Consider the following 20,088-nt stretch of genomic DNA (forward strand, 5'->3'; position numbering starts at 1 on the left):
TCGGCAGTCCGCCCCCGAGGAACCACTGCAATGGCCATCTGGAAAGACCCGACCCCGGCGAAGGCCGAACCCTCCCGTTTCGATGCCCCCGCGCCTGCGCCGGTCAACGAAGCGCCGCAGGCCGCGCCCGCGCCGACCCCGATCCGCGCGGTGGAAACCACGGCCCGCGAATCCGTCATCGCCGCCGACCTGACCATCGAAGGCAAGATCGAAGGCGCCGGCCACGTGCGCATCGCCGGCAAGTTCAAGGGCGACGTCAAGGTGCAGGGCAACCTCACCATCGACCAGGGCGCCAAGGTCGCCGGTGGCGTGGCCGCCAACAAGGTGACCCTGGCCGGCGAGCTGGACGGCAACATCGACTCCGCGCAGCAGGTCGAACTGCTGCAGAGCGGCGTGATCAACGGCGACCTGAAGGCCGGGTCGCTGACCGTCGCCGCCGGCTCGCGCATCCGCGGCCACATCGAATGCGGCTGGGACAAGGACGGCAAGTCCGCGTCGAAGACGGAGTCCGGCAACGCCGCATGAGCGCGGTGCGTCCCGGCACGGCAGGTGCCACCCGCACCTGCCCGCATTGCAAGGCCACGATCCTGGAAAGCTCGTCGGTCTGCCCGGCCTGCCGTGGGCATCTCAAATTCGACGCGCCGGCGATCGAGGCGGCGCAACGCTTCGTGCCGCTGAAGGTGGAAGGCACGATCAACGCCCAGGACGACGGCGCGTTCGAATACACGATGGTGGTGGTGATCCGCAACGAACGCGGCGAGGAAATCGGCCGCCACGTGGCCGGCGTGGGCGCGGTGTTCCCCGGCGAATCGCGCAGCTTCGATGTCAGCGTGGAGGCGGTGCCGGCCCATCCCGGCAAGCGCCGGCTCAAGCACTAGTCAGTCGCAACCGTCGCAACCGCCGCAATCCCTGTCGCCCGTTTTCGGCATGGGCGCGATGGATCGGCCCAGCGTCTTCATCCATCCCGGCTTGCCCTCGCGCAGCAGCGGCAGGGCGAGGGCGATGCGCAGCCTGCGCGTGGCGTTCGGGAACTGCTTGCGCATGACCACAACGATGCTGGCCAGCACCGCCAGCGCGATGACGAGGTACTGCGCGAGCAGGCCGGCATCCATCAGCCCGCGCCCATCGCCAGCGCGATCCGGTAGGTGGCGAACGACGCGATCCACGCCAGCGCGAACAGATAGCCGGCGGCGAACGCGGTCTGCTTCCACGAATGGGTTTCGCGCCTGATCGTGGCCAGGGTGGAAATGCACTGCGGCGCATAGATGAACCACACCAGCAGCGACAACCCGGTGGCCAGCGACCAGTCCTGCGCGATCAACGGGCCCAGCGCCCGGCTGGCGGCATCGTCGCTGGTGGCGGCCACCGCGTAGACGGTGGCCAGCGACGACACCATTACCTCGCGCGCGGCCATGGTCGGGATCAGCGCGATGCTGATCCGCCAGTCGAAGCCCAGCGGCGAAAACAGCAATTCCAGCGCGCGTCCGATGCGCCCGGCGAAGCTGTCCTCGATGCCGACGCCGGCGGGGAAATTCAGCAGGAACCACAGCAGGATGGTCAGCGCCAGGATGATCCCGCCGACCCGCTTGAGGAAGATCATCGCGCGTTCCCACAGGCCGATCAGCAAGTCGCGGAAATGCGGCACGCGGTACGAAGGCAGCTCCAGCAGCAACGGATGCTCGCCCTTGTCGCGCCGCCACTTCTTCATCAGCCACGACACCGCCAGCGCGCTGAGGATGCCGGCGGCGTACAGCGCGAACAGCACCAGCCCCGGCAGGTTGAACCAGCCGACCTGCTGCTGCGGGATGAAGGCGCCGATCAGCAATGCATACACCGGCAAGCGCGCCGAGCAGGTCATCAGCGGCGCGACCAGGATCGTGGCGATGCGGTCGCGCGGATCCTGGATCGAACGCGTCGACATGATCCCCGGCACCGCGCAGGCGAAGCTGGACAGCATCGGGATGAAGCTGCGACCGGACAGGCCGGCGGCGGACATCATGCGATCGAGCAGGAACGCCGCGCGCGGCAGGTAGCCGCTTTCCTCCAGCGCCAGGATGAAGGCGAACAGGATCAGGATCTGCGGCAGGAACACGATCACCCCGCCCAGCCCGGCGATGATCCCGTCCACCACCAGCCCCTTCAGCGGGCCGTCCGGCATCGCGTTGCCGACCACCCCGCCCAGCCAGGTGGTGGCGGCCTCGATGCCGTCCATCATCGGCGTGGCCCAGGCGTACACCGCCTGGAAGATCAGGAACATCACCACGCCCAGCGCGACCAGCCCGAACAGCGGATGCAGCAGCCAGCGGTCCAGCGCGTCGTCGATCGCCGCGGTGCGGCGCGGCATGCTCACCGTCAGCGCCAGCAGGCGACGGGTCTCGGCGTGCAGGTCCGCATGTTGCGGCAGGTGCGCGCGCGGCTCGTGCAATACGCCCTGCATCGCGTCCAGTTCGCGCACCAGCGACTGCGCGCCGTCGTGCTGCACGGCCACGGTCTCGACCACCGGCACGCCAAGCTCGCGCTGCAAGGCGGGAACGTCGATGGCGATGCCGCGCCGCTTCGCCGCATCGACCATGTTCAGCGCGACCAGCATCGGCCGCCCCAGTTCGCGCAATTCCAGCGCGAAACGCAGGTGCAGGCGCAGGTTGGTGGCATCGACCACGCAGACCAGCACGTCCGGCGCCGGCTCGCCCGGATAGAAGCCGCGGATCAGGTCGCGGGTGACCGCTTCGTCCAGGCTGGCCGCATTGAGGCTGTACGCACCCGGCAGGTCGAGCACCGTGAAGTGGCGACCGGAGGGCGCGTGCATCCGCCCTTCCTTGCGTTCCACGGTGACGCCGGCATAGTTCGCGACCTTCTGCCGGCTGCCGGTCAGCAGGTTGAACAACGCGGTCTTGCCGCAGTTCGGGTTGCCGACCAGGGCGATGCGCGGGACCGCGCTGGCGGCGATCGGGCTCATGCGCCGTCCCCGTCGCGGCGCAGGCGCACCCGCGCGGCCTCGATGCGGCGCAGGGCGAAGCGGGTGAAGCCGACCTGCACCAGCAGCGGCTCGGCGCCGAACGGTCCGGCGGCCACGATCTCCACCTGCTCGCCGGCGACGAAGCCGAGCTCGCGCAGGCGACGCGCGATGGCATCGTTCGGCAGGTGGTCCTCGACGCCTTCGACGATGGCCGGCGTGCGCCGGGCGAGCTGGTTCAGGGTCATGCGTGGCGGAAGCCGGGCCAGCGGCAAATAGGAATAGTTCTCATTCTATCATTGGCCGACCCGCGCGTATTGATCCCGGTCAACCCGCCCGCATCGGCAGCGCCCGGTATCATTCGGCGACTTCATCCGGGATTCGGCATGGCTTCCTCCCTGCAACTGCAGCGCGATGCATCGGTCGCCCGCCTGCGCATGACCCGCGCGCAGGTGCACAACGCCTTCGATGCCGGCCTGATCGCCGAACTCACCGCCGCGCTGGACGACGTGGCGGCCGACGCCGGCATCCGCGTGCTGGTGCTGGAGGCCGAGGGCGCGTCGTTCTCCGCCGGCGCCGACCTCAACTGGATGCGCGGCATGGCCGCCGCCAGCGAAGCCGAGAACCGCGAGGACTCGCTCGCCCTCGCCCGCCTGATGCGCACCCTGGACGAACTACCCAAGCCGACCATCGCCCGCGTGCAGGGTGCGGCCTTCGGCGGCGGCATCGGCCTGGTGGCCTGCTGCGACATCGCCATCGGCGTGCCGGAGGCCAAGTTCGGCCTGACCGAAAGCAAGCTTGGCCTGCTGCCGGCGGTGATCTCGCCGTACGTGATCGCCGCGATCGGACAACGCAATGCGCGGCGCTACTTCGCCACTGCGGAACTCTTCGATGCCGCCGAGGCGCACCGCATCGGCCTGCTGCACGAGGTGGTCGACGACGCCGCGCTCGACGCCGCCGTGCAGCGCCAGGTCGACCTGCTGCTGAAGGCCGGGCCCATCGCGAGTTCGCTGGCGAAGTCGCTGGTGCGCGACGTCGCCGCGCACGCCGATGGCGCGAAACACGACGCCGACAACGCCGCGCTGATCGCCCGCCTGCGGGTGTCGCCGGAAGGCCAGGAAGGCCTGTCCGCCTTCCTCGACAAGCGCAAGCCGCACTGGATCGCCCACTGATGTTCTCGAAAATCCTCATCGCCAACCGCGGCGAGATCGCCTGCCGGGTGATCCGCACCGCGCGCAAGCTGGGCATCCGCACCGTCGCGGTGTACTCCGATGCCGACGCCGATGCCCAGCACGTGCGCCTGGCCGACGAGGCGCACCGCATCGGCGGCCCGCGCCCGCAGGACAGCTACCTGCGCGGCGACGCCATCCTCGAAGTGGCGAAGCGCACGGGCGCGCAGGCGATCCACCCGGGCTACGGCTTCCTGTCCGAGAACGCGGACTTCGCCGACGCGGTGCAGGCCGCCGGCATCGCCTTCATCGGCCCGTCCGGCGCGTCGATGCGCAAGATGGGCAGCAAGGCCGGCGCGAAGGACTTGATGGCCGCCGCCGGCGTGCCGGTGGTGCCGGGTTTTACCGGCGAGGACCAGTCGCCCGATCTGCTGCAGCGCGAGGCCGACACGATCGGCTATCCGCTGATGATCAAGGCCGCGCACGGCGGCGGCGGCAAGGGCATGCGCATCGTGCGCAGCGCGGAGGCATTCGCCGCCAACCTGCAAAGCTGCCAGCGCGAGGCGGCCAATGCCTTCGGCCGCGACCGCGTGCTGCTGGAGCGCTACATCGAGCATCCGCGCCACATCGAGATCCAGGTGTTCGGCGACAGCCACGGCGGCGCCATCCACTTGAACGAACGCGAATGCTCGGCGCAGCGCCGCTACCAGAAGGTGCTGGAGGAATCGCCCTCGCCGTTCCTGACGCCGGAGCTGCGCGCGCGCATGGGCGCGGCCGCGGTGCAGGCGGCGCATGCGATCGACTACGCGAATGCCGGCACGGTGGAATTCATCGTCGGTGCGGATGGCGGTTTCTACTTCATGGAGATCAACACCCGCCTGCAGGTCGAGCACCCGGTCACCGAGGAAGTCACCGGTCTCGACCTGGTCGAATGGCAGCTGCGCATCGCCGCCGGCGAAAAGCTGCCGCTGGCGCAGGAGCAGATCGCGCAGCGCGGCCATGCCATCGAAGTACGGCTGTATGCGGAAGACCCGGATGCCGGCTTCCTGCCCGGATCGGGCACGCTGCAGACGCTGCGCCTGCCCGCGCCGTCGCGCCACGTGCGCATCGACTCCGGCGTGGTCGAAGGCGATACGGTGACGATCTTCTACGACCCGATGATCGCCAAGCTGATCGTCTGGGACGAGGATCGCCCGCGCGCCCTCGCCCGCCTGCGCGATGCGCTGGCCGATTGCGAGATCGCCGGCCCGAAGTCGAACATCGCCTTCCTCGAGCGGCTGGTGCGGCATCCGGCGGTCGTCGATGCGGGCATCGACACCGGCTACCTCGACCGCCACCTCGACGAGTTCCTCGCGCCCGCCGAAACCGAGGCCGCGCTGGTGCTGGCCGCCGCGACCACCCGCCTGCTGGTGCAGGAACGCGGGGCCCGCGCGGCCGCGGCCGCCGGCAGCGACCCGGCGTCGCCCTGGGCCGTCGCCGACGGCTGGCGGCTGGGCCACGGCGGATCGCGACGGCTCGCCTTCGCCAACGGCGACGCGCGCATCGAACTGCTCGCCCATGGCCACGATGGCGGCTACCGCATCGAACTCGATGGCGTCGCGCACGCGGTCGCCGGCGCGCGCTGGGCCGATGGCGAGCTGAGCGCACGCATCGATGGCACGATGCGGCGTTTCCGCGCCTCCGCCGATGCCGCCCATGTCCTGGTGCACGATGGCGGCCAACGGCTCTCGCTCGCCACGGCGGAGGTGTATCGTCGCAAGGACCCCGCCGGCGGCGCCGCCGAACACCGGATCCGCGCGCCGATGCCGGGCCGGGTGGTGCTGGTGCAGGCCAGGCCGGGCGATGCGGTACACGCGGGGGGCGTGGTGTTGGTGATCGAGGCGATGAAGATGGAACTGGCGTTGAAGGCGCCGCGCGACGGCGTGCTGGCCGAGGTGCGCGCGCAGCCCGGCGATTTCGTCGAAGCCGATGCGGTGCTGGCGACGCTGGAGCAATGACCATGCGCGCCCTGGCCTGCATGCTGCTGGCGGCCCTGCTGGGCCTGGCAGGCTGTTCGAGCACCGTGTTCCAGTCGCTGCCGAGCGGCGCCAGCACCGACTGCGACCCGGCCTGGCCCGGGCGCTGGCAACCGGTCGGCAGCGACGCGAGCCAGCCGAAGGACGCGGTGGAGATCGGCGCCGATTGCCGGACCGCGACCGTCAAGGGCGAAACTAAGCCGCTGCACCTGACCCTGGTCGACACCGGCAAGGCGCGCTACCTGCAGTTGCACAACGATTCCGGCGAACCGGACTGCATCGGCCCGGGCAAGTCCCGCTGTGGCGCGGCCCTGCTGCGCTACGAGCGCGAGGGCGACACCATCCGCATCTACGACACCGACCACGCCAAGATCGCCGCCGCCATCAAGGACAAGCAGATCGATGGCTACACGGAGCGCTCCGGCATGCGGGAGTGCCCGGCATCGTCAGAATCGGAGAAGATCGACGAGGGCAAATGCACGCCGGGAGAGGTGTACCGCAATTACGTCGCCGGCGACGGCAAGCGCATCGCCAGGCTGCTGCGCCAACATCCGGAATACTTCGCCCGCGAGCCATTGATGATCCTGCAACGCGTACCCGCCGATGCGCCCGTCGCACCCGCGCCCACCCCGCCGCCGGAGCGCTGAGATGGGATTCCCCGCCGAGGTGCGCATCGTCGAGGTCGGCCCGCGCGATGGCTTGCAGAACGAAAAGACCGACATCGGCACCGCCGCCAAGATCGAATTGATCGACCGGCTGTCGCGGACCGGGCTGCGCAGCATCGAGGCCACCGCCTTCGTCAGCCCGAAGTGGGTGCCGCAGATGGCCGATGCCGCGCAGGTGCTGGCCGGCATCCATCGCGACCCCGCGATCGCCTATCCGGTGCTGGTGCCGAACGAACAGGGCTACGAACGCGCGCGCGCCGCCGGTGCGCAGGAAGTGGCGGTGTTCACCGCCGCTTCCGAGGCGTTCAACCTGAAGAACACCAACGCGACCATCGACCAGTCGCTGGAACGCTTCCGGCCGGTGCTGGAGCGCGCCGCGGCCGACGGCGTGCGCGTGCGCGGCTACGTCTCCACCGTGCTCGGCTGCCCCTACCAGGGCGCGGTGCCGCTGGCCGACGTGGTCCGCGTTTCCCGTTCCCTGCACGCAATGGGGTGCTACGAAATCTCGCTGGGCGACACCATCGGCATCGGCACGCCGGAGAAGGCGCGCGCGATGCTCAAGGCGGTTGCCGCCGAAGTCCCGATGCCCGCACTCGCGATCCATTTCCACGACACCTACGGGCAGGCGCTGGCCAATGTGCTGGCCTGCCTCGAGCAAGGCGTGGCGGTGGTCGACAGCGCGGTGTCCGGCGCCGGCGGCTGTCCCTATGCCAAGGGCGCCAGCGGCAACGTGGCCAGCGAGGACGTGGTGTACATGCTGCACGGGCTGGGCATCCGCACCGGCATCGACCTCGACGCGCTGGCCGGGACCGGGCGCTGGCTGGCCGGCCTGCTGGGGCGCGAAACCGGCAGCAAGGCCGGCAAGGCGTTGGCTGCGCAATGAACGCGCGGCAGCCGCCGGGAACCCTGGATCCCACGGCGCCGTCCGTTGTCCCCGATGCGGGGGCGCTCGACCGCCAGCTGGACGCCGCCGCGGGCGATCCCGCCCTGCCGGCGCAGACCCGCGCCCTGCTGCGCAAGCTCGCGGACGAACTGGACGCCACCCGCGCCGCGGTCGGCGCCGAGCGCATGCGCTATCGCGCCCTGTTCGACGCGGTGCCGGACCCGGTCAGCGTGCTCGCCCGCGACGGCACCGTGCTCGACCTCAACAAGGCCGGCATGGCCGCCTACAAGCGGTCGCGCGAGGAGATCGTCGGCAAGAACATCGACGTGCTCAACCCCGACCTGCCGCGCGACCACATGGTGCCGGTGCTCGACACCCTGGACCGCGGCGAGACCTACGTCGTCGAAGTCACCAACATGCGCGCCGACGGCACCCGCTTCCCGGTGGAAGTGCACTCGGCCAGCCTGATCTTCGATGGCCGCGAGGCGATCGTCGCGGTCGCGCGCGACCTCAGCCAGCGCCAGGAAGCGGAGATCCGCTACCGCGAACTGATGGAGGTGATCGACAAGGGGATCATCATCCAGGACTGCAACGGCAGGTTCGTGTACGGCAATTCGGCGGCGCTGCGCATCCTCGGCATCGATGGCGGCGCCTCGCTGGTCGAGGCGATGCAGCCGGACAACTGGATCTACCTGCACGAAAGCGGCCGCGAGATGGCCGGCGCGGAACTGCCCACCGCGCGCGCGCGCGATGGCGGCCGCATCGTCGAGAGCACGGTGCTCGGCCTGCACCAGCGCAAGCAGGGCAAGCTGATCTGGATCACGGTCACGGTGGTGCCGCAGTACGCGGCGGGCTCCGATTCGCCGACCCAGCTGCTGTCCCTGTTCAGCGACATCACCGAGCTCAAGCAGGCCGAGGAAACCCTGCGCGTGCAGGCGCAGACCGACGCGCTGACCGGATTGCTGAACCGCGACGCCATCCTCCGGCAGCTGGACACCCGCCTCGCCGATCCCGCCAGCCGGCACATCGCCCTGCTCTACATCGACCTCGACCGCTTCAAGATCGTCAACGACGTGCTGGGCCACAGCGCCGGCGACGAGTTGCTGGTCGCGGCCGCGCGGCGGATGCGCGACGCGGTCGGCAACGAGGGGCTGATCGCGCGCTTCGGCGGCGACGAATTCGTGGTGGTCAGTCCCTACGACGACGACCCGCACCGCCCGGAACGGCTGGCGCGGCGCGTGCAGCACGCGTTCGGCGAAAGTTTCCGCGTGCACAACGACGAATTCAGCGTCACCACCAGCATCGGCATCGCCCGCGCGCCGACCGACGGCGAGAGCGCGCAACAGCTGATCCAGAGCGCGGACATGGCGATGTACGACAGCAAGCGCCGCCGCCGCAACGGCTGGCAGGCGTTCTCGCCGGAACTCGCCTCGCGCCAGCAGCAGCGCCTGCAGGCCGAGACCCAGTTGCGGCGCGCGCTCGACAACGGCGAATTCCACCTGGTCTACCAGCCGCAGGTGGACCTGCGCAGCGGCCGCATCCTGTACGCCGAGGCGCTGGTGCGCTGGCACAACCCGCAACTGGGCGAGATGCGCCCGGACCGCTTCATCGACCTGGCCGAAACCACCGGCGACATCATCCGCATCGGCAACTGGGTGCTGCAGGAAGCCTGCGCGCAGATGCGCCGCTGGCGCGAGCAGGACCTGCCCATCCACCGCATCGCGGTCAACGTGTCCTACCGCCAGTTCACCGGCGACAACCTCGGCGAGAGCGTGCGCCGTGCACTGGCCGATGCCGGCCTGCCCGGGCATGCGCTGGAACTGGAACTCACCGAGCGGGTGCTGGTGGACGACACGCCGGACACCCTCGAGGTGTTCGACCAGCTGCGCCTGCTCGGCGTGCAGTTGTCGATCGACGATTTCGGCGAGGGCTACAGCGCATTGAACTACCTGCGCCGCCTGCCGATCCACGCGCTCAAGCTCAGCCAGTCCTTCCTCAAGGGCGTGCCCGGCAAGCCGTCCGACGTGGCGATCTGCCAGGCGGTGGCCGGCATCGCCCAGAGCCTGGGCCTGGGGATGGTCGCCGAAGGCGTGGAAAGCGAGGCCCAACGCGATTTCCTGCTGCGCCTGGGGGTCAATGTCGGCCAGGGCTTCCTGTTCGCGCCCGGCCTGCTGCCCGGCGAATTCGCCAAGCGCGTGGCCGCGCAACAGGACGCCGCATGAGATCGCCCGCGGAGGTCGCGATCCGCCCGATCCGCGCGCAGGACGATGCCGCGATGGCCTCGGTCATCCGCACGGTGATGCCGGAATTCGGCGCGACCGGCTGCGGCTTCGCGATCAGCGATCCGGAAGTGGACTGGATGTCGCGGGCGTACGCCGAACCGCGGCACGCGTACTTCGTGGTCGAACGCGATGGCGTCGTGCTCGGCGGCGGCGGCATCGCGCCGCTTGCCGGCGGCGACGGCGACACCTGCGAACTGCGCAAGATGTATTTCCTGGCGGACGCACGCGGCATCGGCGCCGGCACGGCGATGATGGCGCGCTGCCTCGACGCCGCGCGCGCCGCCGGCTTCCGCCGGTGCTACCTGGAAACCCTGAGCGGGATGGACGCGGCCATGCGCCTGTACGAACGCAGCGGCTTCCGGCGCATCGCCGCGCCGATGGGCGCCACCGGGCATGGCGGCTGCGATTCGTTCTACCTGCTGGAGCTTTGACCGCCGGCAGCTTGGCTGCGACCCGCGCTACGCTAAAATCGCGGTTTTCCGCCCGCAGGAATCCCCCATGCAACTCGCATCCGCCCGCGCCGTGATCACCGGCGGCGTTTCCGGCCTCGGCCTGGCCGTGGCCCAGCACCTGGTGAAGCACGGCGGCAAGGTCGCCCTGTTCGACGTCAACGACGACAAGGGCGCGGCCGCGGTCGCCGGACTCGGCGAGGCCAACGCCCGCTACTTCAGGACCGACGTCACCGACGAAGCCGGCGTGGCGGCGAACGTCGCCGCGGCCAAGGGCTTCCTCGGCGGCCTCAACGCGGCGGTGAACTGCGCGGGCATCCTCGGCGCCGGCCGCGTGCTGGGCCGCGATGGCGCGATGAAGCTCTCGCAGTTCCAGACCACCGTGATGGTCAACCTGGTCGGCAGCTTCAACGTCGCCAAGGCCTGCGCCGAGCAGATGCAGGGCAACGAGGCCGGCAGCGACGGCGAGCGCGGGGTGATCGTCAACACCGCCTCGGTCGCCGCCTACGAGGGGCAGATCGGCCAGGCCGCGTATTCCGCGTCCAAGGGCGGCGTGGTCGGCATGACCTTGCCGATGGCGCGCGAGCTGGCCCGCTTCGGCATCCGGGTGATGACGGTGGCGCCTGGCGTGTTCTGGACGCCGATGGTCGACGGCATGCCGGACGACGTGCAGAAGTCGCTGGCGGCATCGATCCCGTTCCCGTCGCGGCTGGGCCAGGCGCCGGAATTCGCCGACCTGGTCGCCTACATCCTGACCAATACCTACCTCAACGGCGAAACCATCCGCCTCGACGGCGCGACCCGGCTGGCGCCGAAGTGACCGACTACGGTTCCCGCGCCGAACGCTGGGTCGCCACCAGGTGGCCGGCGATCCGCGCGCGCGGCCCCTGGCATTTCGTGCTAGTGCGCGGCGTTTTGCTGTGGGGCGGCCTGATGTTCCTGGCCATGCTGGTGCTGACCGGGCTGCGGCTCGGTTTCGATCACCCGCGCTATCCGCTGCTGGCGGCGATCGCCGCGGTGCTGTGCGCGATCGGCGGCGTGGCCTGGGCATTGCTCACCTGGTACTTCAACGAGCGCATCCACCGTGCGCTCCAACAACGAGACAGAGACATCGCATGAAGGCTTACGACATCAAGAAAGGCAACGTGATCGAGCACAACGGCACCGTGTACCAGGTGCGCGACATCGAGCGCAGCAGCCCGCAGGGCCGCGGCGGCAACGTCAAGTTCCGCTTCACCATGTACAGCGTGCCCGGCGGCAGCAAGTTCGACCTCAGCGTCGGCGGCGACGACGAGCTGAAGGAAGTCGAATTCTCGCGCCGGCCGGTCACCTATTCGTACAGGGATGGCGACGCGTTCGTGTTCCTCGACGACGAGGACTACACGCCGTACACGCTGGACGCGGACGTGGTCGGCGATGCCGCCGGCTACATCGTCGACGACCTCGCCGGCTGCCAGGTGCAGATCATCGACGACCTGCCGGTGGGCGTGCAGCTGCCCACCAGCGTGGTGATGGAAGTCGTCGAGACCCCGCCGGAACTGAAGGGCGGCACCGCGACCAAGCGCCCGAAGCCGGCCAAGCTCAGCACCGGCATCGAGATCATGGTCCCGGAGTACATCGGCAACGGCGAGAAAGTGTGGGTGAACACCGCCACCGGCGAATTCGCCGGCCGCGCGGAGTGAGCGCCATCGCCCCGGTCGCGCTCTCCGGCTGGGGCGTCCGCCTAGAACCGCTGGATCGCGGGCACATCGCCGCACTGCAGGATGCGGTGGACGATGGCGACATCGGCGCGCTGAACTACGTCAACGTGCCCGGCCGCGACGGCATCCCGGCCTGGGTCGAACACGCGCTGGCGATGCGCGACGCCGGCCGCGAACTGCCGTTCGCGATCCTCGCCGGCGAACGCATCGTCGGCAGCACGCGCTACTACGACATCGACCTGTCGGTGCCGACGCTGGCGATCGGCTACACCTTCCACGCCGCCTCGGTCTGGCGCACCCACGTCAATACCGCCAACAAGCGGCTGATGCTGGGCCATGCCTTCGACGCGCTGGGCGCGCAGTCGGTGTTCTTCCACACCAGCCAGCTCAACCTGCGCTCGCAGGCCGCGATCGAACGGCTGGGCGCGCAACGCGACGGCATCCTGCGCGCGCACAAGCGGCACAAGGACGGCTCGCTGCGCGACACCTTCACCTATTCGATCACCGCGCCGGAGTGGCCGGCGATCCGCGAGCGGCTAGACCTGCGCCTGGCGTCCGCGCGCTAGCCACTTGCCGGCCATCCGCCGCACCGACGCATCGGCGCTCGCATCGCCCGCAAGCGTCTCGATGTCGCGCCATGCCAGGTCGTGCGACTCGTCGCCGACCACGTAGGACTCGCTGCCCTGCGCCTGGATCACGTACCGCACGTCGTAGTGCCAGTGCGCGGGCACGCCCTTGTGTTCGGGGATCCGGTGGCGATCGAGGTCGAAGATCGCGTCCTCGATGCGCAGGTCGGCCAAGCCGGATTCCTCGCCGGCTTCCTTCAGCGCGGCGATGCGCAGGTCGCGCTCGCCATCGGCATGGCCGCCCGGCTGCAGCCACAACCCGAGCTTCTTGTGGTGGGTCAGCAACGTCCGTGCGCCCGCGCCATCGACCAGCCAGCACGAGGCGGTGAAATGCCCGGCCAGGCGCTCGCGCAGGAACGGGTTTTCCGCATCCCCCAGCAACTCGGCGAACAGCGCGACGGTCGCCGCTTCGCCCGGCCAGCGAGCCGCGTACGCATCCAGCGCATGGGTGAAACCGGCATCGTCCTCGTTCATGCTGCGTCGCGTCATGGTGGAAACCGGCGATTATCCCCGCTTGCGTGACCCGCGGCGCTTGTGCGGCGCGACGGCCACGGGTTAAGGTCGCCCGATTCTGATGCCGCGCCCGGCACGAGGGGAAACCGATGCTGTTCCAACGCACGAAACCGCTGGACCTGATCCTTGAGACGGCGAGCAAGCGCTCGCTCACCCGCCAGCTGGGCGCCTTCGACCTGACCATGCTCGGCATCGGCGCGGTGATCGGCACCGGCATCTTCGTGCTGACCGCGGTCGCGGCGAACAAGGCCGGCCCGGGCATGATGTACTCCTTCATCATCGCCGGCATCGTCTGCGCGCTGACCGCGCTGATCTATTCCGAGATCGCGGCGATGGTGCCGGTCTCCGGTTCCGCCTACACCTATTCCTACGCCGTGCTCGGCGAACTGATCGCGTGGATGGTCGGCTGGGCGCTGATCCTCGAATACGCGGTCGCCGCCGGCGCGGTGTCGGTCGGCTGGTCGGGGTATGCGAACGGCTTCCTGCACGCGCACGGCATGGGCTTGCCGCATGCGCTGACCGCCGGGCCGTTCGATACCGTCACCTTGCCGGACGGCACCACCGCCAAGGGCAGCTTCAACCTGATCGCGTTCCTGCTGGCCCTGCTGGTGACCTGGCTGCTGGTGATCGGCACCAGCAAGTCCGCCAAGGTGACCGCGGTGCTGGTGCTGATCAAGATCGCCGCGCTGACCGCGTTCGTCATGCTCGCCTTCCCGGCGGTCAATTCGGCGAACTTCGAGCCGATGCTGCCGAACGGCTGGGGCACGCCGCTGTCCGGCGTGGGCGTGCTGGGCGCCGCCGCGTCGATCTTCTTCGCCTACGTGGGCTTCGATGCGGTGTCCACCGCCGCCGAGGAAACCAAGAACCCGAACCGCAACATCCCGATCGGCCTGATCGGCTCGCTGGCGATCTGCACCATCTTCTACCTGCTGGTGGCCTACACGGCGGTGGGTTCGATGGGCGCACAACCCGGCGGCGCGCTGTCGCAGTCCAAGGAGCCGCTGGCGTTCGTGCTGCGCGAGATCGGCTGGCCCAAGGTCGGCGACCTGGTCGCCGCGGCCGCCATCATCGCCCTGCCGTCGGTGGTGCTGATGATGATGTTCGGCCAGACCCGCATCCTGTTCACCATGTCGCGCGACGGCCTGCTGCCGGAAAAACTGTCCGCCGTGCACCCGAAGTTCCATACCCCGCACGTGGTCACCTGGATCACCGGCATCTTCGTCGCCCTGTTCGCCGCCATGTTCCCGGTCAGCGAACTGGCCGACATCTCCAACGCCGGCACCCTGTTCGCGTTCTTCATGGTCGCCGCCGGCGTGATGATCCTGCGCAAGACCGACCCGAACCGCGCGCGGCCGTTCCGCACCCCGCTGGTGTGGATCGTCGGTCCGCTGGCGATGGCCGGCTGCGTGCTGCTGTTCTTCAGCCTGGGCTGGAACCCGACCATCAAGTTCTTCTGCGTCTGGGCGATCGTCGGCCTGGTCGTGTACTTCGCCTATGCGCGCCGCCGCAGCCACCTGGCGCCCGGCAACGAGCACCTGCTGCACGCGCATTCGCATGATCCCAAGCTGCAGCCGAACCCGGCGCTGCAGGAAGGCCCGGATGCCGGCCCCTGATCCGATGACATGACGCCATGACGAAAAACCCGGCTCCGGCCGGGTTTTTTGTTGCCGTCGGTTTACCGAACCGCCATCGGCGATTCGCTACACTTCGCGCATGAATGCGCCACTCCCCTACGACCAGCTCCGCCTGCGCCACCTGGCCGGCGAGATCATCACCAACGTGCGCGAACTGGCGCACGCCGGCTGGACGCCCGCGACCAGCAGCAACTTCTCGCGCCGGCTGGACGACCGCCACTGCGCGATCACCGTCTCCGGCCGCGACAAGGGCAAGCTGACCGAAGCCGACATCATGGTGGTGGACTTCGACGGCAAGGCGGTCGGCAGCGACAACCGCCCGTCCGCGGAAACCCTGCTGCACACGCAGCTGTATGCGCGTTTCCCGGAGGTCGGCTGCGTGCTGCACACCCATTCGCGCACGCAGACCGTGGCCTCGCGCCTGTATGCGCCGCAGGGCCATATCCGCTTCGAAGGCTACGAGCTGCAGAAGGCCTTCCACGGCAACACCACCCACGAAGGCGCGATGGACGTGCCGGTGTTCCCCAACACCCAGGACATGCCCGAACTCGCCGCCTGGGTGGAAGCGAAGCTGGACGAACAACCGATGTGGGGTTACCTGATCGACGGCCATGGCCTGTACGCCTGGGGCCGCGACATGGCCGAGGCGCGCAGGCACCTGGAAGCCTTCGAATTCCTGCTGGGTTGCGAACTGGAACTGAGGACACTGAAGCCATGAGCCGCTTGCGCATCTTCAACGACGACGCCCCGCAGGCGCCGCTGCTGGCGACCTCGGACCGCGGCGAGATCGCGGGCGAACTGCAGGCGATCGGCGTCGGTTTCGAGCAATGGGAAGCCGCGCAACCGGTGCAACCCGGCGATGCGCCGGAGGCGATCATGGACGCCTACCGCGCCGATATCGACCGTCTGATCGAAGCCAACGGCTTCCGCACCGTGGACGTGGTCAGCATCGCGCCCGACAACGAGAACCGCGAAGCGATGCGCGCGAAGTTCCTCGACGAGCACTTCCACAAGGAAGACGAGGTGCGGTTCTTCGTCGCCGGCTCCGGGCTGTTCACCCTGCACGTCGGCGGCAAGGTCTACGAGATGCTGTGCGAAGCCGGCGACCTGATCGCAGTGCCGGACCGCATGACCCACTGGTTCGACATGGGCCCGGAACCGAGCTTCGTGGCGATCCGCTTCTTCACCGAGCCGGATGGCTGGGTCGGCCATTTCACCGGCACCGACATCGCCCGGCAATTCCCCCGCTACGAAATCGGCCAGGCGCGTCCGTCCCGATGAAGACGACGATCCTCACCGACATCGAAGGCACCACCAGCTCCATTTCCTTCGTCAAGGACGTGCTGTTCCCGTACGCGCGCGACGCCCTGCCCGGCTTCGTGCGCGACCACGGCGGGCAGCCCGAGGTGCGCCGCTGGCTGGACCAGGTGGCGCTGGAGAACGGCGGCATCTGCAGCGACGAGGTGATCGTCGAGACCCTGCAGGGCTGGATCGACCAGGACCGCAAGCACACCGCGCTGAAGGCGCTGCAGGGCATGGTCTGGGAGGCCGGCTACCGCGACGGCGACTTCGCCGCGCCGCTGTACCCCGATGTCGCCCCCGCGCTGCGCGCCTGGCATGCCGGCGGGCATCGCCTCGCGGTGTATTCCTCCGGCTCGGTGCCGGCGCAGAAGCTGCTGTTCGCCAATACCGATGCCGGCGACCTGCTGCCGCTGTTCGATTGCTTCTTCGATACCGAAGTCGGCCACAAGCGCGATGCCGACAGCTACCGGCTGATCGCGGACCGGCTCAACCGTTCCGCGGGCGACATCCTGTTCCTGTCCGACGTGGTCGCCGAACTGGACGCCGCGCGCGACGCCGGCATGCGCACCGTGTTGCTGGATCGCCGCGAGGACTACGCGGAGCCGCGCACCGGCGATGCCGCCAACGGGCATGCGCGGGTCGAATCGTTCGCCGACATCGTCGCGTAGGGCCGGCCGCGGCCTAGCGCCTGATCATTGCACCGCCTCGATCAGGCGATAGCTCGTCGTCGCCCGCTGCTCGCCGCGCCAGCGGTCGAACGCGCGCACTTCCACCACGTGTTCGCCGGCGGCGAGTTTGGTCGGCAAGGCCGCGCGCCACAGGTGCTGCGAAGGTTCCGCCTCCGGCGAACGGTCGTAGCCGCGCAATGCCTCCGATCCGTCGTCGCGCATGTTCTCGGCGAGCAGGGTCGGATCCGCTTGCAGCACCTTCTTCATCGGCTTCCACTCGCCGCCGTCGACGCGGAACTCGACGCGGGTGTCGTCGTCGCCCATGTAGACATTGGCGAACACCCCCCATGCCGGGTAGGCGCCGCGCCGCAACGCCTTCGGCGCGTGCAGGCCGATCTGCGAATCGGCGGCGTCGCGCGCGTTGTGCCAGGCCAGCGAATACGCGCCGCCGGGCCGGACCTCCAGCACCGCGTAACCGTTCGGGGTGCCGTCGGCCATCATCGCGTCGGGGATGCCGGCCGCATCCTTCGCGCCGGCCCAGTACGAGCCGCAGGTGGCGCCGACGTTGTATTCGTGCAGCAGGCCCGCGCCATGCCAGCCGCTGGCCGCGCCATGGAAGAAATGGCGCTGCGCATGGCTGTGCGCGCTCAGCACCAGCACATGCGGGAACGGCTGCAGCAGCGCGAACAGGCGCTCGCGGTCCGCATCGCGGAAACTGTCCTTGTCCGCATCCTCGAACAGCGGGATGTGCAGGGCCACGACCAGCAGGCGGTCCTTGCGCAGCTTCGGCAGGCGCGCCGCGAGCATCGCGAACTGGTCCTCGCGCAGGCCGCCGATGTAGGCCGGCTTCTGCCCCGGCATCGCGATCACGTCGTCCAGCACCACGAAACTGGCCAGCGCGGTTTCGCGCACGAAGCTGTCCGGGCCGATTTCGCGACGGAAGCCGTCCAGCGAACCCGCGTCGTCGGCGGCGCCCGGATCCACGTCGTGGTTGCCCGGCGCGTACAGCCACGGGATGCCGAGCCGCGCGGTTTCCGCCTTGATCGCGGGGTACATCGCCGGTGCGTCGTCGACGATGTCGCCGAGCGAGATGCCCAGGCGCGCGCCGTGCCGGCCGCGCAGGGGCTCGACGATGTCGCGCCGGAAGTAGTCGACGTCCTGCGGCGATTTCACCTGCGGGTCGCCGAACACCAGCACCTTCAGCGCCGCCTCGCCCGCATGCGCCTGCGCGCACAGCGCCGACAAGCCCAGCAAGATCACCCCCACGATCGAACGCATGCTGCCTCCTTTCGTCGGGATTATGCCCTTGCCGGGGCATTCCCCGATTGCACTAGAATCGGCGCAGGTTCGGGGATGCCAGTCGGCAGGCGGGGCGGTTGCGCGGATTCGGTTCCATGTGGCGTTGCTTGATGGTCGGCGTGGCGATGCTGCTCGCCTGCGCCGCGCAGGCGCGCACGCCTGCTCCGTTCACGCTGGAACCGGGCCAGTCGGCGATCGCGCTCAGCCCGTACATCACCTATCGCCACGACACCCTGGCGGCCGACGGCGCGACCGAGGCCTTCGCGCGCGCGCGCGCCGGCCAGTTCGCGGCGCTGCCCGGCGGCAATCCGACCTTCGGTTTCCAGGACGGCGCGTACTGGTTCTACCTGCCGGTGGTGAACCGGCACCCGGAGGAATCGCGCTGGCTGCTGGTGCAGGAATACGCGCTCAGCGACCAGCTCGACGTGTACCTGCGCTACCCGGACGGACGCGTCGAGCACCAGGCCAGCGGCGATCACCAACCGTTCGCCAACCGCTTCATCCGCTACCGGCATCCGAACTTCCGCCTCGACCTGCCGGTGGGCCAGCAAGTGGAAGTCCTGGTGCGGGTGCAGAGCGAAAGCTCGATGCAGGTGCCGCTGGTGCTGTACACGCCGCGCGCGCTGGCCGAGCTCATGCGCGATACCCAGTTCTCCACCGGCCTGTATTACGGCATCGTGCTGGCGCTGCTGTTCTACAACCTGGTGCTGTGGATCATGCTGCGCGATCCCGGCTATTTCTGGTACCTGCTGCATACCGGCGCGTTCGGGCTGGTGCTGTTCACCCTCAACGGCTACGGCTTCGAATACTTCTGGCCGGACTGGCCGTGGCTGGCCGATGCCTCGGTGCCGCTGTCGATCTGCCTGGCGCTGATCGGCATGCAGCAGTTCTCGCGCAGCTTCCTCGAACTGAAGGAACGCTGGCCGGCCGGCAACGTGGCGAGCCTGGCCCTGATCGGGTTCTTCGTGTTGCTGGGGGGCGCCTCGGTCTGGCTGCCCTACAGCACTTCGACCCCGCTCGCCTCCAAGGCGGTGCTGGTCGGGCTGATCTGGATCGTCGCCGCGGCCGTGGTGATGCTGCGCCGCGGCTACCGGCCGGCGCGCCTGTTCCTGCTCGCCTGGTCGCTGTTCCTGCTCGGCACCGCGATGTTCACCCTGCTCGCGTTCGGGCTGGTGCCGCGCAATTTCTGGACCCAGAACGGCGTGCAGATCGGTTCCGCGCTGGAAATGCTGCTGTTGTCGCTGGCCCTCGGCGCGCGCTATGCGGGCCTGCGCAACGAGAACATCCGGATCGTGCAGCAGGCCAACGAGCAGCTCGAGCGCAGCGTGATCGACCGCACCAAGCAGCTGCGCACGGCGATGGCGCAACTGGGCGAAGCCAACGTGCAGCTGCGCGACTACAGCCAGCGCGACCCGCTGACCGGCGTCTACAACCGCCGCCATTTCCGCGAAGCCTTCGAACAGGCGCTGGACGCACGCAAGGACAACGGCAAGCCGCTGGCCCTGCTGCTGCTCGACCTCGACCATTTCAAGCGGATCAACGACAGCTACGGCCACCTCGCCGGCGACGACTGCCTGCATTTCGCCGCGCGTTGCATGGAAGACGTGGTGGTGCCGCGCGGCGGCCTGGTGGCGCGCTTCGGCGGCGAGGAATTCGTCGCCGTGTTGCCGGGCGCCGATGCGCAGGATGCCTTGCAGGTCGCCGAGGCGGTGCGCCTGCGCATCCAGCAGGCGCCGGTCGCCACCGGCGGGCACAGCATCCGCCTCAGCGCGAGCATCGGCGTGCACACCGTGATCGAAGGCCACCATGCCACCCCCGAGGACGTGATCCGGATCGCCGACGAGGCGCTGTATCGCGCCAAGGACGACGGCCGCAACTGCGTGCGGCATTCGGTGGTCGTGGCCTGAGGGAAAAGCCCCGGCGCTGCCCG

22 protein-coding genes are annotated in these 20,088 nt (G+C 69.3%); 17 read left to right on the forward strand and 5 right to left on the reverse strand.

Features of this window, described 5'->3' with window-relative positions:
* Nucleotides 1-30: 30 nt before the first annotated feature.
* Together FHQ07_RS02300 and FHQ07_RS02305 are read left to right on the forward strand one after the other, a co-directional pair.
* Nucleotides 31-525 carry a bactofilin family protein gene (locus FHQ07_RS02300; RefSeq protein WP_139715159.1) on the forward strand — a complete coding sequence of 165 codons (495 nt, stop codon included), beginning with the start codon at nt 31-33 and terminating at the stop codon, nt 523-525.
* Nucleotides 522-878 (forward strand): hypothetical protein, encoded by a 357-nt coding sequence (locus FHQ07_RS02305; RefSeq protein WP_139715160.1) that lies wholly within the window; start codon nt 522-524, stop codon nt 876-878. Before FHQ07_RS02300 ends, FHQ07_RS02305 begins: the two co-directional genes overlap by 4 nt.
* Here the strand turns inward: FHQ07_RS02305 and FHQ07_RS02310 are convergent, their stop codons facing one another.
* Genes FHQ07_RS02310 through FHQ07_RS02320 form a run of 3 tightly spaced genes read right to left on the reverse strand, consistent with a single transcriptional unit; the run spans nt 879 to nt 3,201 of the window.
* Nucleotides 879-1,112: a DUF6587 family protein gene (locus FHQ07_RS02310; RefSeq protein ID WP_139715161.1), complete on the reverse strand. Its 234-nt coding sequence runs from the start codon at nt 1,110-1,112 to the stop codon at nt 879-881. It abuts the gene before it with no gap.
* Complete coding sequence (gene feoB, locus FHQ07_RS02315; protein WP_168191447.1) at nt 1,112-2,956, reverse strand: ferrous iron transporter B; 1,845 nt, start codon at nt 2,954-2,956, stop codon at nt 1,112-1,114. Before feoB ends, FHQ07_RS02310 begins: the two co-directional genes overlap by 1 nt.
* Entirely contained in the window at nt 2,953-3,201 is a 249-nt protein-coding gene (locus tag FHQ07_RS02320) for a FeoA family protein (protein ID WP_139715162.1), read from the reverse strand. The genes feoB and FHQ07_RS02320 overlap by 4 nt, the downstream gene beginning before the upstream one ends.
* Before the next feature lie 138 nt (nt 3,202-3,339).
* Between FHQ07_RS02320 and FHQ07_RS02325 the strand changes: the two genes are divergently transcribed.
* The 10 genes from FHQ07_RS02325 to FHQ07_RS02370 all read left to right on the forward strand — a co-directional run bounded on the left by FHQ07_RS02325 (nt 3,340) and on the right by FHQ07_RS02370 (nt 12,682).
* On the forward strand, nt 3,340-4,125 hold the full coding sequence (locus tag FHQ07_RS02325) for an enoyl-CoA hydratase-related protein (RefSeq protein ID WP_139715163.1): 786 nt from the start codon (nt 3,340-3,342) through the stop codon (nt 4,123-4,125).
* Nucleotides 4,125-6,119, forward strand: coding sequence for an acetyl/propionyl/methylcrotonyl-CoA carboxylase subunit alpha (locus FHQ07_RS02330; protein ID WP_139715164.1), 1,995 nt, complete (start codon nt 4,125-4,127; stop codon nt 6,117-6,119). The genes FHQ07_RS02325 and FHQ07_RS02330 overlap by 1 nt, the downstream gene beginning before the upstream one ends.
* Nucleotides 6,116-6,784: a hypothetical protein gene (locus FHQ07_RS02335; protein WP_139715165.1), complete on the forward strand. Its 669-nt coding sequence runs from the start codon at nt 6,116-6,118 to the stop codon at nt 6,782-6,784. Before FHQ07_RS02330 ends, FHQ07_RS02335 begins: the two co-directional genes overlap by 4 nt.
* A 1-nt stretch (nt 6,785) precedes the next feature.
* On the forward strand, nt 6,786-7,685 hold the full coding sequence (locus FHQ07_RS02340) for a hydroxymethylglutaryl-CoA lyase (protein ID WP_139715166.1): 900 nt from the start codon (nt 6,786-6,788) through the stop codon (nt 7,683-7,685).
* Nucleotides 7,682-9,907, forward strand: coding sequence for a sensor domain-containing protein (locus tag FHQ07_RS02345; protein WP_240703532.1), 2,226 nt, complete (start codon nt 7,682-7,684; stop codon nt 9,905-9,907). The genes FHQ07_RS02340 and FHQ07_RS02345 overlap by 4 nt, the downstream gene beginning before the upstream one ends.
* A complete protein-coding gene (locus tag FHQ07_RS02350; protein ID WP_139715167.1) occupies nt 9,904-10,398 on the forward strand; it encodes a GNAT family N-acetyltransferase in 495 nt (164 codons plus the stop codon). The genes FHQ07_RS02345 and FHQ07_RS02350 overlap by 4 nt, the downstream gene beginning before the upstream one ends.
* Before the next feature lie 67 nt (nt 10,399-10,465).
* Nucleotides 10,466-11,236: an SDR family NAD(P)-dependent oxidoreductase gene (locus tag FHQ07_RS02355; RefSeq protein ID WP_139715168.1), complete on the forward strand. Its 771-nt coding sequence runs from the start codon at nt 10,466-10,468 to the stop codon at nt 11,234-11,236.
* Nucleotides 11,233-11,535 (forward strand): hypothetical protein, encoded by a 303-nt coding sequence (locus FHQ07_RS02360; RefSeq protein ID WP_139715169.1) that lies wholly within the window; start codon nt 11,233-11,235, stop codon nt 11,533-11,535. The genes FHQ07_RS02355 and FHQ07_RS02360 overlap by 4 nt, the downstream gene beginning before the upstream one ends.
* The gene (gene efpL, locus FHQ07_RS02365) at nt 11,532-12,098 is read left to right on the forward strand and encodes an elongation factor P-like protein EfpL (RefSeq protein WP_139715170.1); all 567 of its coding nucleotides are present in this window, start codon (nt 11,532-11,534) and stop codon (nt 12,096-12,098) included. The genes FHQ07_RS02360 and efpL overlap by 4 nt, the downstream gene beginning before the upstream one ends.
* The gene (locus FHQ07_RS02370) at nt 12,095-12,682 is read left to right on the forward strand and encodes a GNAT family N-acetyltransferase (protein ID WP_139715171.1); all 588 of its coding nucleotides are present in this window, start codon (nt 12,095-12,097) and stop codon (nt 12,680-12,682) included. Before efpL ends, FHQ07_RS02370 begins: the two co-directional genes overlap by 4 nt.
* Here the strand turns inward: FHQ07_RS02370 and FHQ07_RS02375 are convergent.
* Entirely contained in the window at nt 12,653-13,231 is a 579-nt protein-coding gene (locus FHQ07_RS02375) for an NUDIX hydrolase (protein WP_139715172.1), read from the reverse strand. The genes FHQ07_RS02370 and FHQ07_RS02375 overlap by 30 nt on opposite strands.
* A gap of 113 nt (nt 13,232-13,344) precedes the next feature.
* On the opposite strand from FHQ07_RS02375, the gene FHQ07_RS02380 reads away from it, so the two are divergent.
* From FHQ07_RS02380 to mtnC, 4 genes are all read left to right on the forward strand, one after another.
* A complete protein-coding gene (locus FHQ07_RS02380) occupies nt 13,345-14,868 on the forward strand; it encodes an amino acid permease (protein WP_139715173.1) in 1,524 nt (507 codons plus the stop codon).
* 100 nt (nt 14,869-14,968) lie between these two features.
* Nucleotides 14,969-15,607, forward strand: coding sequence for a methylthioribulose 1-phosphate dehydratase (locus tag FHQ07_RS02385; RefSeq protein ID WP_139715174.1), 639 nt, complete (start codon nt 14,969-14,971; stop codon nt 15,605-15,607).
* Nucleotides 15,604-16,170 (forward strand): 1,2-dihydroxy-3-keto-5-methylthiopentene dioxygenase, encoded by a 567-nt coding sequence (locus FHQ07_RS02390; RefSeq protein ID WP_139715175.1) that lies wholly within the window; start codon nt 15,604-15,606, stop codon nt 16,168-16,170. Before FHQ07_RS02385 ends, FHQ07_RS02390 begins: the two co-directional genes overlap by 4 nt.
* The gene (gene mtnC / locus FHQ07_RS02395) at nt 16,167-16,859 is read left to right on the forward strand and encodes an acireductone synthase (RefSeq protein WP_139715176.1); all 693 of its coding nucleotides are present in this window, start codon (nt 16,167-16,169) and stop codon (nt 16,857-16,859) included. The genes FHQ07_RS02390 and mtnC overlap by 4 nt, the downstream gene beginning before the upstream one ends.
* A gap of 24 nt (nt 16,860-16,883) precedes the next feature.
* On the opposite strand, the gene FHQ07_RS02400 is transcribed toward mtnC, so the two are convergent.
* Nucleotides 16,884-18,137 carry a calcineurin-like phosphoesterase C-terminal domain-containing protein gene (locus FHQ07_RS02400; RefSeq protein ID WP_139715177.1) on the reverse strand — a complete coding sequence of 418 codons (1,254 nt, stop codon included), beginning with the start codon at nt 18,135-18,137 and terminating at the stop codon, nt 16,884-16,886.
* A 116-nt stretch (nt 18,138-18,253) separates the two neighbouring features.
* Here FHQ07_RS02400 and FHQ07_RS02405 point away from each other — a divergent pair, with 116 nt between their 5' ends.
* Nucleotides 18,254-20,065: a sensor domain-containing diguanylate cyclase gene (locus tag FHQ07_RS02405; RefSeq protein ID WP_139715178.1), complete on the forward strand. Its 1,812-nt coding sequence runs from the start codon at nt 18,254-18,256 to the stop codon at nt 20,063-20,065.
* The last annotated feature ends 23 nt before the right edge of the window (nt 20,066-20,088 follow it).

This window comes from Thermomonas aquatica, from assembly GCF_006337105.1.
Classification (GTDB): domain Bacteria; phylum Pseudomonadota; class Gammaproteobacteria; order Xanthomonadales; family Xanthomonadaceae; genus Thermomonas; species Thermomonas aquatica.

Coding starts and splice junctions, on each gene's coding strand:
- FHQ07_RS02300 (WP_139715159.1), top strand. CDS start 31: ATGGCCATCTGGAAAGACCCGACCCCGGCGAAGGCCGAACCCTCCCGT.
- FHQ07_RS02305 (WP_139715160.1), top strand. CDS start 522: ATGAGCGCGGTGCGTCCCGGCACGGCAGGTGCCACCCGCACCTGCCCG.
- FHQ07_RS02310 (WP_139715161.1), bottom strand. CDS start 1,112: ATGGATGCCGGCCTGCTCGCGCAGTACCTCGTCATCGCGCTGGCGGTG.
- feoB (WP_168191447.1), bottom strand. CDS start 2,956: ATGAGCCCGATCGCCGCCAGCGCGGTCCCGCGCATCGCCCTGGTCGGC.
- FHQ07_RS02320 (WP_139715162.1), bottom strand. CDS start 3,201: ATGACCCTGAACCAGCTCGCCCGGCGCACGCCGGCCATCGTCGAAGGC.
- FHQ07_RS02325 (WP_139715163.1), top strand. CDS start 3,340: ATGGCTTCCTCCCTGCAACTGCAGCGCGATGCATCGGTCGCCCGCCTG.
- FHQ07_RS02330 (WP_139715164.1), top strand. CDS start 4,125: ATGTTCTCGAAAATCCTCATCGCCAACCGCGGCGAGATCGCCTGCCGG.
- FHQ07_RS02335 (WP_139715165.1), top strand. CDS start 6,116: ATGACCATGCGCGCCCTGGCCTGCATGCTGCTGGCGGCCCTGCTGGGC.
- FHQ07_RS02340 (WP_139715166.1), top strand. CDS start 6,786: ATGGGATTCCCCGCCGAGGTGCGCATCGTCGAGGTCGGCCCGCGCGAT.
- FHQ07_RS02345 (WP_240703532.1), top strand. CDS start 7,682: ATGAACGCGCGGCAGCCGCCGGGAACCCTGGATCCCACGGCGCCGTCC.
- FHQ07_RS02350 (WP_139715167.1), top strand. CDS start 9,904: ATGAGATCGCCCGCGGAGGTCGCGATCCGCCCGATCCGCGCGCAGGAC.
- FHQ07_RS02355 (WP_139715168.1), top strand. CDS start 10,466: ATGCAACTCGCATCCGCCCGCGCCGTGATCACCGGCGGCGTTTCCGGC.
- efpL (WP_139715170.1), top strand. CDS start 11,532: ATGAAGGCTTACGACATCAAGAAAGGCAACGTGATCGAGCACAACGGC.
- FHQ07_RS02375 (WP_139715172.1), bottom strand. CDS start 13,231: ATGACGCGACGCAGCATGAACGAGGACGATGCCGGTTTCACCCATGCG.
- FHQ07_RS02380 (WP_139715173.1), top strand. CDS start 13,345: ATGCTGTTCCAACGCACGAAACCGCTGGACCTGATCCTTGAGACGGCG.
- FHQ07_RS02385 (WP_139715174.1), top strand. CDS start 14,969: ATGAATGCGCCACTCCCCTACGACCAGCTCCGCCTGCGCCACCTGGCC.
- FHQ07_RS02390 (WP_139715175.1), top strand. CDS start 15,604: ATGAGCCGCTTGCGCATCTTCAACGACGACGCCCCGCAGGCGCCGCTG.
- mtnC (WP_139715176.1), top strand. CDS start 16,167: ATGAAGACGACGATCCTCACCGACATCGAAGGCACCACCAGCTCCATT.
- FHQ07_RS02400 (WP_139715177.1), bottom strand. CDS start 18,137: ATGCGTTCGATCGTGGGGGTGATCTTGCTGGGCTTGTCGGCGCTGTGC.
- FHQ07_RS02405 (WP_139715178.1), top strand. CDS start 18,254: ATGTGGCGTTGCTTGATGGTCGGCGTGGCGATGCTGCTCGCCTGCGCC.